The organism is Paraburkholderia sp. CI2 (genome assembly GCF_014201055.1).
GTDB lineage: Bacteria > Pseudomonadota > Gammaproteobacteria > Burkholderiales > Burkholderiaceae > Paraburkholderia > Paraburkholderia tuberum.
Window position 1 is genome coordinate 1 of sequence record NZ_JACHDL010000055.1, and the last position, 10,970, is coordinate 10,970.

The 10,970-nt window shown below is 67.8% G+C and carries 11 protein-coding genes; 6 read left to right on the forward strand and 5 right to left on the reverse strand.

Annotation, left to right across the window (positions count from 1 at the left end; translation table 11 throughout):
* Positions 1-138 precede the first annotated feature (138 nt).
* The 5 genes from HDG32_RS35650 to fliE all read right to left on the reverse strand — a co-directional run bounded on the left by HDG32_RS35650 (position 139) and on the right by fliE (position 3,384).
* Positions 139-498: an EscU/YscU/HrcU family type III secretion system export apparatus switch protein gene (locus tag HDG32_RS35650; RefSeq protein ID WP_184074497.1), complete on the reverse strand. Its 360-nt coding sequence runs from the start codon at positions 496-498 to the stop codon at positions 139-141.
* Positions 498-1,913, reverse strand: a complete 1,416-nt coding sequence (locus tag HDG32_RS35655) for a flagellar hook-length control protein FliK (RefSeq protein WP_184074499.1) — start codon at positions 1,911-1,913, stop codon at positions 498-500. The genes HDG32_RS35650 and HDG32_RS35655 overlap by 1 nt, the downstream gene beginning before the upstream one ends.
* Before the next feature lie 106 nt (positions 1,914-2,019).
* Entirely contained in the window at positions 2,020-2,346 is a 327-nt protein-coding gene (locus tag HDG32_RS35660) for a flagellar protein FliT (RefSeq protein ID WP_184074501.1), read from the reverse strand.
* On the reverse strand, positions 2,343-2,777 hold the full coding sequence (gene fliS, locus HDG32_RS35665) for a flagellar export chaperone FliS (protein ID WP_184074503.1): 435 nt from the start codon (positions 2,775-2,777) through the stop codon (positions 2,343-2,345). Before fliS ends, HDG32_RS35660 begins: the two co-directional genes overlap by 4 nt.
* Positions 2,778-3,048: 271 nt before the next feature.
* Positions 3,049-3,384, reverse strand: coding sequence for a flagellar hook-basal body complex protein FliE (gene fliE / locus HDG32_RS35670; protein WP_184074505.1), 336 nt, complete (start codon positions 3,382-3,384; stop codon positions 3,049-3,051).
* 236 nt (positions 3,385-3,620) lie between these two features.
* On the opposite strand from fliE, the gene fliF reads away from it, so the two are divergent.
* The 6 genes from fliF (at position 3,621) to HDG32_RS35700 (ending at position 10,761) form a co-directional block, all read left to right on the forward strand.
* Positions 3,621-5,417, forward strand: a complete 1,797-nt coding sequence (fliF, locus tag HDG32_RS35675) for a flagellar basal-body MS-ring/collar protein FliF (RefSeq protein WP_184074507.1) — start codon at positions 3,621-3,623, stop codon at positions 5,415-5,417.
* The gene (gene fliG, locus HDG32_RS35680; RefSeq protein ID WP_184074509.1) at positions 5,407-6,402 is read left to right on the forward strand and encodes a flagellar motor switch protein FliG; all 996 of its coding nucleotides are present in this window, start codon (positions 5,407-5,409) and stop codon (positions 6,400-6,402) included. Before fliF ends, fliG begins: the two co-directional genes overlap by 11 nt.
* Positions 6,395-7,078: a flagellar assembly protein FliH gene (gene fliH / locus HDG32_RS35685; RefSeq protein WP_184074511.1), complete on the forward strand. Its 684-nt coding sequence runs from the start codon at positions 6,395-6,397 to the stop codon at positions 7,076-7,078. The genes fliG and fliH overlap by 8 nt, the downstream gene beginning before the upstream one ends.
* Complete coding sequence (gene fliI / locus HDG32_RS35690; protein WP_184074513.1) at positions 7,072-8,715, forward strand: flagellar protein export ATPase FliI; 1,644 nt, start codon at positions 7,072-7,074, stop codon at positions 8,713-8,715. Before fliH ends, fliI begins: the two co-directional genes overlap by 7 nt.
* A 17-nt stretch (positions 8,716-8,732) precedes the next feature.
* Complete coding sequence (gene fliJ, locus HDG32_RS35695) at positions 8,733-9,182, forward strand: flagellar export protein FliJ (RefSeq protein WP_018418748.1); 450 nt, start codon at positions 8,733-8,735, stop codon at positions 9,180-9,182.
* Between the two features lie 61 nt (positions 9,183-9,243).
* On the forward strand, positions 9,244-10,761 hold the full coding sequence (locus HDG32_RS35700) for a flagellar hook-length control protein FliK (protein ID WP_184074515.1): 1,518 nt from the start codon (positions 9,244-9,246) through the stop codon (positions 10,759-10,761).
* The last annotated feature ends 209 nt before the right edge of the window (positions 10,762-10,970 follow it).

The window sequence follows — 10,970 nt, forward strand, 5'->3', positions numbered from 1 at the left end:
TTTGCAGCAGCAAAGAAAGTAGGTGCCGCCCCGCACAGGGGCAACGCTAATAGACCGATAAGACAACAAGGAAAGGCCAACACCGCAAAGAACAACGACAAAAAAGCGCCCGCCCTGCAGAAGGGCAAACACACACCTTCAGTGATCCGCAGTACTAGCGCCGCCAGGCACATCAGTAGCAACAACATCAACCACATCCGGCGCGCCAGCGCCATTGCCCGTCTCAGCATCAACCCCACTCTCGAGCCGATGCAACCAGGCCAGCAACTCGGCGACAGCCTGATAAAGCTGCGGTGGAATCCGCGCATCCAGATCGACTTGCATCAGCAGCGACACCATCTCGGGCGCCTCATGCACATACAGCCCTGCCTCCTTCGCGCGCTGCACGATCATCTCAGCGAGCAGCCCATACCCCTTGGCGACCAGACGCGGGGCGGGCTCGCCGCCATGAGCGTCATAAACAAGCGCAGCCGCGCTGCGACGATGGGTGCGGCTCATCAGATATCCCAATCGAGGTCGTCGCGCGATGCGGCGCCCGACGCCGACGCCGTCGACGTGGCCACAGCCGCCGACGCCGACCGTGCATACGCGCTCGCGGCCTGCGCACCCGCCGCCGAGGTGCCCGCCGCGGTAGTACCAGGCACACCGCCGCCGATCTCGCGAATCGTCAATCCCTGCAACTCGAGCCCCGCCGCCGCGAGCCGCTGACGGAAACCGTCCCCCTGCATCGCGAGCCGCGCGGCGCCCCGCGGGCTCGCCTGCACGCGCGCGGTCAGCCGCGTGCCGGTCAGCGTCAGTTCGGCATCGACGGTGCCGAGCGTCGGCAGCGACAGCGTCAGGCGCGTGCGCCACGGCTGGTCGTCCTCGCTCGCGAGGCCGCCGCCGCTGCGGTCCCATTCGTCGCCATCCTGCTCGATCGTCCAGTCCAGACGCGCGCCGGGCCACGCCTCACCGGTCCAGCGGAACTGTCCGGTCGCAAGCAGATCGAGCTGCTGGCGCACGAGCGGCACCGTCACCGGATGCACCGCCGCCGCCATCGCCTGCGCGCTCTGCGACGAACCGGCATCGGCCGCCTGAGACACCGCGCTGTGCAGCCCCGCGTGCGTGGACTGGCCATTCAGGTCGGACACCGAGCTGGCCAGCAGCTCGCCCGCGACGAGTCGCGCGGCCTGCGCGGTCAGGATCGACGGCATCGCGTGCATGGCAGGGTTGTTCTCGGCAACGTTCGCCGTGCCGCGTGGCGTTGCCTCGGGGGCTCCGTTCGCCGCAGCGGACCGCGCGCTCGCGTCGCCAGCGTCGGCGCTCCAGTCGGGAGGCAATTGAGAATCTGCGACGAGCTGGTTCTGCGCCTCGTTCGCCAGTTGGGCCGGCGAACGCTGGCCGACCAGCCACGCCGCGAGATGCGCCTCGTAGAACAGGCCGCTGTCGGCGAGCGTCTGTTGCAGCGCGGCCGCGAGCGCCGCGACCGGCACTTCGGTCGCCGCCACGCTCGCGGTGGCGGTCGCGGTTGCGCTGGCGGCAGCGTTGGGATTGGGATTGGTGCTGGCAGCAGCGGCGGAATCGCCGGCAGCGAAATTGACTGTCGCGGCGCCCGCCGTATCGGTCAGCGGCAAGCTTTCGATGGCGACGTCGAGCGCCGGAGCGGCCGCCCAGATCGGCGCGCGGCCGAGCACCGCCGGTGTGGCCTCGCCGCCTGAGTGCGCAATCGCATTCAGCGTCAGCGCGACGGCCGACAGCGCGGTTTGCGCGGACGGCTGGGGCGCGGGCGTCACGTTCGCAGGCGCCGCGGGAACCGCGGTATCGACGCCGGCCGCGCCGGTCTGCGAGGTGGTCGCGGTTCCCGGCGCGATGCTGAGCAGGCTGTCGATCCGGCTCGACAGCACCGAAGCGAGGGCCGAATCGATTCCGTTCATGCCGGTTCCTTGGTCGCATCGGCGGCAACGCGCGCGATGCTCTGATTGCTCCGATCCTTCAGACGCATGCGGCGTGGCGCCAGCTCACGCGCGCGCCCGCTCGCGCTCAGCGCGCCCCGTACAACTCCTTCAGCACGCGCGTCGACCGGCCGGCGAACAGCGCCGACAGATGCGCCATGCACGGATTCGCGAGGTCGCGGATCGCGGCGTCGTCGGCGAGGATCTGGCGGATCAGCGCGTACTTGCGCAGGCGTTCGGCCTCGTCGAGCTTGACGCCCACGTCGGCTTCGCGCAGCGCTTCGACCAGCTGCCGATACTCTTCCTGCAAGTGCACCAGGTCGTTCCACAGTGCGCGACGGGCCGCCATCAGCATGCGGCAGGACAGCGCCGCGATCGCCTCGTAGCGGGCAAAATATTCTGCGTTCGATGTCATCTCAGACTTTCCGCGGCTGGCTGTGCTGCCATCCGCGCGATCTCCGGGGCTATCCCGATCCATGCCTCTTCGAGCGTCGCGAGCAGACGGTCCACCTCCACGAGCATCGCCTCGCTCTGATTGATATTGGCTTGCAACAGTCGACGCGCCATATAGTCGTACAAAGCATTGAGCCGTTCGGCGATTTCGCCGCCCACCTCGAGGTTGAGCGACAGCTGCAGCCCGCTTTCGATGATCCGGATCGCCTTGCTGATCGCCATGCCACGCTCGGCCACGTTGCCCTGCTGCAAATGCATGCGGCTTTGCGCGATCGCCTGGCGTGCGCCCTGGTACAGCAACACGATCAGACGATGCGGACTTGCGCCCATCACGGATGTTTCGATACCGACACGCGCATACGCGTTGGCTCCAGCGTGCCCTTGGGAAAACATCGGCGCTCCTCCTCTGATACTGGCTGCGGTTAAGTCGTGGCGTGGCCGCGCGGCGCGTCGACGCGCCGGTCGCTGACCTGTAATTGGGTTATCGGATGCGCGACGACAAAGCTTTAGTCCGGTGTAAGGAGGATCGAAAGCGCCGCTGGGCGGGCCCGGGAAACACGGCACGAAGCCGCCGGCGCAAGCGCCGGCAGCGGCGTGCCGGACCGTCGGACGGGACTGGTGTGGACCTTCAGGCGGTCCTTCAGGCGGACACGCGCGATCCCGCTCAGATCGACATCTGCGCGATGTCGTTGTACGCGGCGACCAGCTTGTTGCGCACCTGCAGGCCGAACTGGAAGCCGACGTTGGCCTTCTGCATGTCGACCATCACGTCGTTCAGCGAGACGTTCGACGCGCCGAGCTCGAACGCCTGCGACTCGCCGATCGCCTTCTGCTGGTCGCCGCTGATCTTGTCGAGCGAAGCCTTCAGCGCCGCCGCGAAGTTGGTGGGCGTCGCCGCGCCGGATTGCTCCGCCGCCGGGGTCGCGTCGCCGGCCGCCTGCGCCGCCATCGCCTGCATCTGTTGCAGCGCCGACGATAGCGCGTTCACGGGCATGGTCATGTTTTCTCCGTTGGATGTGCGATCGGACCGCCGGACGGTGTACCGATCTGGACGAAAGCATAGCAGCGGCTCCTCGCGGAAAGTCCCGAAACTAGAGGGGAAACCCGGCTCTATTCAAGCAATCGGGTTGAGCGGCGCTGCGGATAATTTCAAACGTGAAAGTCTCTGTCCGTCCGCCGAGCCCCGGCGCGGCATCACGACAGAACGCCAAGGCATTCCCCGGAGAAACCCGACGCATGGATTCGTCAGCCAACTCTTTGATCAACCCCGACGCCCGTATGGGGCTCGCCGGCGCGCAGCCCGCTGCCGGTCAGGCCGGTAGCGGCCAGGCCGGCGGCACTGCCGACCTCGGTGGTCTCGGCGGCCTGGGAGGTATCGGCGGCAATTTCGGCCAGCGTCTGTCCGGACTCGCGCAGATGCGCGGCAACCCGCGCGCGCCGCTCGTGTTCGCGGTCGCGCTGCTGGTGGCGGTCGTCGCCGGCCTGTTCCTGTGGTCGCGCGCGCCCAGCTACAAGGTGCTCTACAGCAATCTGTCCGACCGCGACGGCGGCTCGATCATCACCGCGCTGCAGCAGGCCAATATTCCGTACAAGCTGTCCGAAAGCGGCAGCGCGATCCTCGTGCCGGCCGAGCAGGTCCACGAGATGCGCCTGCGCCTCGCATCGCAGGGGCTGCCGAAGAGTGGCTCGGTCGGCTTCGAGCTGATGGACAACCAGAAATTCGGCATCAGCCAGTTCGACGAGCAGATCAACTATCAGCGCGCGCTCGAAGGCGAACTCGAACGCACGATCGAAGCGATCTCGAGCGTCAAATCGGCGCGCGTGCATCTCGCGATTCCGAAGCCGAGCGTGTTCGTGCGCGACAAGGAAGCGCCGTCGGCGGCGGTGCTCGTGAACCTGTACCCGGGCCGCGTGCTCGACGAAGGGCAGGTCGTCGCGATTACGCACATGGTGGCGTCGGCGGTGCCGGAAATGCCGGTGCGCGGCGTGACGATCCTCGACCAGGACGGCAACCTGCTCACGCAGCCCACCAATGGCAGCGGACTCGATGCGACCCAGCTGAAGTTCCGCCAGCAGATCGAGCGCAACACCCAGCAGCGCATCGACACGATCCTCGCGCCGCTGTTCGGCGCCGGCAACGCGCGCTCGCAGGTCAGCGCCGACATCGACTTCTCGCACAGCGAGCAGACCTCCGAGAACTACGGCCCGAACGGCAATCCGCAGCAGGCCGCGATCCGCAGCCAGCAGTCGAGCAGCGCCACCGAAATGTCGCAAGGCGGCGCCTCGGGGGTGCCGGGCGCGCTGTCGAACCAGCCGCCGCAGCCGGCCTCCGCACCGATCGTGGCCGGCAACGGCGCGAGCTCGGTCACCACGACGCCGGTCAGCGACCGCAAGGATTCGACCACCAACTACGAGCTCGACAAGACCGTGCGCCACGTCGACCAGCCGATGGGCGGCATCCGCCGGCTGTCGGTCGCGGTGGTCGTCAATTATCTGCGGGTCGTCGATCCGAAGGGTCACGTGACGATGCAGCCGGTCAGCGCCGACAAGCTCGCGCAGATCACCCAGCTCGTGAAGGACGCGATGGGCTTCGACGCGTCGCGCGGCGACTCGGTCAACGTGGTCAACAGCGCGTTTACCACCGAGCTCGACCCGAACGCCGACCTGCCGTGGTGGCGCACGCCCGACATGCTCGCGCTGTACAAGCAGATCGCGACGTACCTCGGCATCGGCGCGGTGGCCCTGTTCCTCTACTTCGTGATGGTGAAGCCGGCGTTGCGCCGCGCCTTCCCGCCGCCGCCCGAGCCGGTTGCCGCGCTGATGGGGCCCGACGAACCGGTGCTGCTCGACGGCATCCCGGCCGAGGAGCGCGATGGCGCGGTGGTCGAAATCGAAGCGGATAGCGAGCAGCTCGCGCTCGAAAACGCGAAGCACAAATACGAGCGGAACCTGGAGTTCGCGCGCAGCATCGCGCGTCAGGATCCGAAGGTCGTAGCAACCGTCGTCAAGAACTGGGTGTCCGATGAGCGCTGAAGGCGTAGTGAAGAGCGCGCTGCTGCTGATGTCGATCGGCGAGGAAGAGGCGGCGCAGGTATTCAAGTTTCTGGGCCCCCGTGAGGTTCAGAAAATCGGCGTCGCGATGGCCGCGCTGAAGAACGTCACCCGCGAGCAGGTCGACGAGGTGCTGCAGGAGTTCGTGCGCGAGGCCGAGCAGCACACCGGCATGTCGCTCGATTCGAGCGATTACATCCGCTCCGTGCTGACCAAGGCGCTCGGCGACGACAAGGCCGGCGCGATCATCGACCGGATCCTGCAGGGCAGCGACACGAGCGGCATCGAAGGCCTGAAGTGGATGGACTCGGCGGCGGTCGCGGAACTGATCAAGAACGAGCATCCGCAGATCATCGCGACGATCCTCGTGCATCTGGACCGCGATCAGGCTTCGGAGATCGTCGGCTGTTTCACGGACCGGCTGCGCAACGACGTGCTGCTGCGGATCGCGACGCTCGACGGCATCCAGCCGGCCGCGCTGCGCGAGCTCGACGACGTGCTGACCGGCCTCTTGTCCGGCAGCGACAACCTGAAGCGCAGCCCGATGGGCGGTATCCGCACGGCCGCCGAGATTCTGAACTTCATGTCGAGCAACCACGAGGAAGGCGTCATCGAAAACGTGCGCCAGTACGACGCCGAGCTCGCGCAGAAGATCATCGACCAGATGTTCGTGTTCGAGAATCTGCTCGAGCTCGAAGACCGCGCGATCCAGCTGCTGCTGAAGGAAGTCGAATCCGAAGCGCTGATCATCTCGCTGAAGGGCGCGGCGCCCGCGCTGCGTCAGAAGTTCCTGTCGAACATGTCGCAGCGCGCGGCCGAGTTGCTCGCCGAAGACCTCGACGCGCGCGGCCCGGTACGCGTGTCCGAAGTCGAGACGCAGCAGCGCCGCATCCTGCAGATCGTGCGCAACCTGGCCGAGAGCGGACAGATCGCGCTAGGCGGCAAGGCGGAAGACGCCTATGTCTGATCCGAACGCCCCGGCAAAGGAAAGCCTCTCGGCCTACCAGCGCTGGGAGATGGCGTCGTTCGACCCGGCTCCGCCAGCGCCGCCGCCGGCCGAACCCGAGTTCGACGAGCGCGCGTTCGAAGCCGAACTCGAGCACCGCCGCGAAGCCGCGCATGCACAGGGCGTCGCGTCCGGTCATGTGGCCGGCCAGGCGCTCGGCTATCAGGCGGGCTATGACCAGGGGCACGCGCAGGGTTTCGCGCAAGGCCAGACCGAGGCGCGCGAGGAAGCGATGCGGCTCGCCGCGCTCGCCGAAACCTTCAAGAGCGCGCTCGATGGCGCGCAGCACGCGATCTCCGAAACGCTGATCGCACTCGCGCTCGACATCGCGCAGCAGGTCGTGCGCCAGCACGTGCAGCACGACCCGATCGCGCTGATCGCGGCCGCGCGCGAGGTACTCGCGGCCGAGCCCGCGCTCGCCGGCGCGCCGGCGCTGATCGTGAGTCCCGCCGATCTGCCGGTCGTCGAGGCGTATCTGCTCGATGAATTGCAAACGCGCGGCTGGACCGTGCGCACCGACGCATCGGTGGAGCGTGGCGGTTGCCGCGCGCAGGCCGGCACCGGCGAGGTCGACGCGGGCATCGACACGCGCTGGCAGCGCGTCGCCGCCGCGCTCGGCAAGGTGAGCACGTGGTGAAGCCGACGCTCGACGAGATCCGCGCGAGCGATCTGACGCCGCTCGAACGCGAGCTCGCGTTGGCGTCGTTCGGCGCCGAGGCGCTGGCCGATGTCGAGTCGGCCGCTATTCCGGAGCCCCCGGATGCGGCATGGCACGCTCCTGCGAGCGCACATCCGGCGACAGGCGCGGCGGCGAGCCGCGAGTCCGCCGCGACGGACCACGCCGCGCGCAGTGCTTGCGCCGCTCACGCTCCGCACGCGCCGTCCTACGATCCCGCGCTCGACATCAATCCCCACATGCAGGCATGGCGCGGCCAGCTCGACGCGCTGCGCGCGCGCAACGCGATCGCGAAGCCGCTGCGCGCGTGCGGGCGTCTCACACGCGCGGCCGGTCTCGTGCTCGAGGCGGTCGGCCTGCGTCTGTCGGTCGGCGCCGAAGTGATGATCGAGTTGCCGCCCGGCAGTTCGCTGCCGATGGCCGAAGCCGAAGTGGTCGGCTTCTCCGGCGACAAGCTGTTCCTGATGCCGACCACCGAAGTGATCGGCCTGTTGCCCGGCGCGCGGGTCTTTCCGCTCGAAAGCGCGCCGATCGCCGACCCGCTCGCGGGCGCGAAGCGTCTACCGGTCGGCTGGGAATTGCTCGGCCGCGTGCTCGACGCATCCGGCCGTCCGCTCGACGGGCTCGGCCCGCTCGGCACGCAAAAGGACGCGCCGCTGTCCGCGCCGGTCATCAATCCGCTCAATCGCGAGCCGATTCACAAGGTGCTCGACGTCGGCGTGCGCGCGATCAACTCGCTGTTGACGGTCGGTCGTGGTCAACGGATGGGGCTGTTCGCGGGTTCGGGCGTCGGTAAATCGGTGCTGCTCGGCACGATGGCGCGCTACACCAGCGCCGAGGTGATCGTGATCGGCCTGATCGGCGAACGTGGCCGCGAAGTGAAGGAGTTCATCGAACAGATTCTCGGCGAGGAAGGGTTGGCGCGCTCGGTCGTGATCGCCGCGCCGGCCGACGTGTCGCCGCTGTTACGGATGCAGGCCGCCGCGTACTCGACCTCGCTCGCCGAATACTTCCGCGACCAGGGCAAGCACGTGCTGCTGCTAATGGATTCGCTGACCCGTTACGCGATGGCGCAGCGCGAGATCGCGCTCGCGATCGGCGAGCCGCCCGCGACCAAGGGTTATCCGCCGTCGGTGTTCGCAAAGCTGCCGGCGCTCGTCGAGCGCACCGGCAACGGACCGGCGGGCGGCGGCTCGATCACCGCGTTCTACACGGTGCTCACCGAAGGCGACGACCAGCAGGACCCGATCGCCGACTCGGCGCGCGCGATTCTCGACGGCCACATCGTGCTGTCGCGCTCGCTCGCCGAAGCCGGCCACTACCCTGCGATCGATATCGAAGCGTCGATTAGCCGGGCAATGACCGCGCTGATCGACGATAACCATCTGAATAAAACGCGTATGTTCAAGCAGATGCTGTCGCGCTATCAGCGCAACCGCGATCTGATCAACGTCGGCGCGTATTCGAGCGGGCGCGACGCGGTGCTCGATCGCGCGATCGCGCTGTATCCGCGGATGGAAGCGTTCCTGCAGCAAGGCTTTCGCGAGTGCGCGAACTTCCAGCCGAGCATCGACATGCTGAACGCGCTGTTTGCCTAGGGCCGAGGAGGCTGACGATGTCGAAACATTTTCCGATCAAGACGCTGATCGGTCTCGCGCAGGACGACGTGGACGCCGCCGCGCAGCGGCTCGGCCGCGCGCAGCGCGAGCGCAACGACGTACAGGCGCAACTCGATGCGCTCGTGCAGTACCGCGACGAATACTACGCACGCTTCATGGAGAGCGCGCAGTCAGGCATGCCGGCCGGCAACATGCGCAACTTCCAGGCGTTCATCGACACGCTCGATGCCGCGATCGAGCAGCAGCGCAGCCTGCTCGCGGCGGCGAGCGCGCGCCTCGAGGCGGCGAAGCCCGACTGGCAGCGCCACAAGCAGAAGCTCGGCTCGTACGAAGTGCTGCAGGCGCGCGGCGAGGCGGCCGAGGCGAAGGTTGCGGCGCGGCGCGAACAGCGCGACGCCGACGAATATGCGGCGCGGAGTCTGCGCATGCGAGCCGACGGCGCGTGAGGCCTTGCCTCGCGGCTAACGCCCTACGGCACACCCGTTCGACCGATTCACAGGATTCTTTATGTCGCTTCTTTCACAGATCGGCTCCCAACTGAGCACGCTGCTCGACACGAGCGGCAATGGGTCGAGCAGCGCGTCCGCGAACGCCGCGGGCTCGAGCCCGTTCGCGCAGACCTTGCAGCAAAGCATCGACCAGCAGAACAGCGCGAATCAACAGCAGACCAGTTCAGCGACGGCGCCGCAAGCCTCGGCGCCGAGCGCGCCCGGTGCGCCGCCGCCCGCTTCCTCGCAGCAGAGCGCGAGCGGCAGCCAGAACGGCAACGGCACAGCGAGCAACGCGGCCAGCAGCAGCGCGTCATCGCCGTCGTCCACGCCGTCGACGACACCAACGCAGCAGACATCGAACAGCCAGGCGAGCGCGACGCAAGCCAGGCAGAAAGACACCAAGGCGCAAACCGACGCTGGCGCGCTCGCCGCCGCTGCGGCTGCCGCCCAGGCTCAGGCGCAAGCGCAGGCACAGGTCGTCGCCGACAACGCCGACTCGAACGCCACCACCACGACCGATGCCGCAAGCTCCGCCGCCGATGCGGTGAGCGCGCTGGCCGGCACGGCCACGAGCACGCTCGCGGCCACCGCGGCAAGCAGGAAAGGCGCGGTCGATCCGAAGTCACTGCAGGATGCGTTGCAGAGTGCGCTGTCCGCGCTGTCGAGCGGCCAGGGCGCGGTGCCCGCGGCCGCGCTTGCTGCCGGCGCGGCCGCGAAAGCCGCGAGCGTGTCGAGCGCGGCGGGCGGCTTGGGCAGCACGAAAAACGGCCTGAACGGCACGTCGGACGACAAGACGCTCGCGGGCGGCCTGTTCGGCAACGGCAAGGGCGCCTCGACGACCCACACGACGTCGACGGCGACGGCCGCCGCGACCGCGCTGGCCGATCCGTCGGCAGCGAAGTCGGCCGCTGATGCGTTGAGCGCCGCGGCCGCGACGAGCGGCCAGGCGGACAACCTCGCCTCGGCGCGCAGCGCGTCCGAGGCGGCGAACGCCGCGCTGGCCGCGACGCAGGCGGCAGCGAACGCGGCGAGCACGACGGCGGCAGCGCAGAGTACGGGCAATGCGAGCGCGGCCGCCGCCGCGAATGCGTTGACGCCGCAGGTCGGCACGAGCGACTGGGAAGACGCGCTGAGCCAGAAGGTGGTGTTTTTGTCGAATGCGCATTCGCAGAGTGCTGAGCTGACGCTCAATCCGAAGGATCTGGGGCCGTTGCAGGTCGTGTTGCAGGTGGCGGATAACCATGCGCATGCGCTGTTCGTTTCGCAGCACCAGTCGGTGCGGGAGGCGGTCGAGGCGGCGTTGCCGAAGCTTCGCGAGGCGATGGAGTCGAATGGGATTGGGCTTGGCAGTGCGAGTGTGAGTGATGGGTTTGCGCGGCAGAGCGGGCAACAACAGCAGAGCGCTGGCGCGGGTGGGGGGAATGGGAAGAGGGGTAGTGGTGGTGGCGGTGCCCTTGCAGGGGACAGCTCCAGCGATGCCATCGGGAGTGTTGCCGTGCGGCAGCAGGTTGGATTGGTCGATACGTTTGCCTGAAGCGAGGCGGGGCGCTTTTTTGTCGTTGTTCTGGCTTGGTTGGCCTTTCCTTGCTGTCTTATCGGTCTATTAGCGTTGCCCCTGTGCGGGGCGGCACCTACTTTCTTTGCAGCAGCAAAGAAAGTAGGCAAAGAAGACAGCTCAAACCGCAAGCTCATAAGCGGGTCCCCTGGCTTGGAAGGGGTAGTGGTGCATCTGGAATCCGTGCC

Bases quoted from the DNA above. Each gene is read 5' to 3' on its own strand.
- HDG32_RS35650 (WP_184074497.1), bottom strand. From the start codon at position 498: ATGAGCCGCACCCATCGTCGCAGCGCGGCTGCGCTTGTTTATGACGCT.
- HDG32_RS35655 (WP_184074499.1), bottom strand. From the start codon at position 1,913: ATGAACGGAATCGATTCGGCCCTCGCTTCGGTGCTGTCGAGCCGGATC.
- HDG32_RS35660 (WP_184074501.1), bottom strand. From the start codon at position 2,346: ATGACATCGAACGCAGAATATTTTGCCCGCTACGAGGCGATCGCGGCG.
- fliS (WP_184074503.1), bottom strand. From the start codon at position 2,777: ATGTTTTCCCAAGGGCACGCTGGAGCCAACGCGTATGCGCGTGTCGGT.
- fliE (WP_184074505.1), bottom strand. From the start codon at position 3,384: ATGACCATGCCCGTGAACGCGCTATCGTCGGCGCTGCAACAGATGCAG.
- fliF (WP_184074507.1), top strand. From the start codon at position 3,621: ATGGATTCGTCAGCCAACTCTTTGATCAACCCCGACGCCCGTATGGGG.
- fliG (WP_184074509.1), top strand. From the start codon at position 5,407: ATGAGCGCTGAAGGCGTAGTGAAGAGCGCGCTGCTGCTGATGTCGATC.
- fliH (WP_184074511.1), top strand. From the start codon at position 6,395: ATGTCTGATCCGAACGCCCCGGCAAAGGAAAGCCTCTCGGCCTACCAG.
- fliJ (WP_018418748.1), top strand. From the start codon at position 8,733: ATGTCGAAACATTTTCCGATCAAGACGCTGATCGGTCTCGCGCAGGAC.
- HDG32_RS35700 (WP_184074515.1), top strand. From the start codon at position 9,244: ATGTCGCTTCTTTCACAGATCGGCTCCCAACTGAGCACGCTGCTCGAC.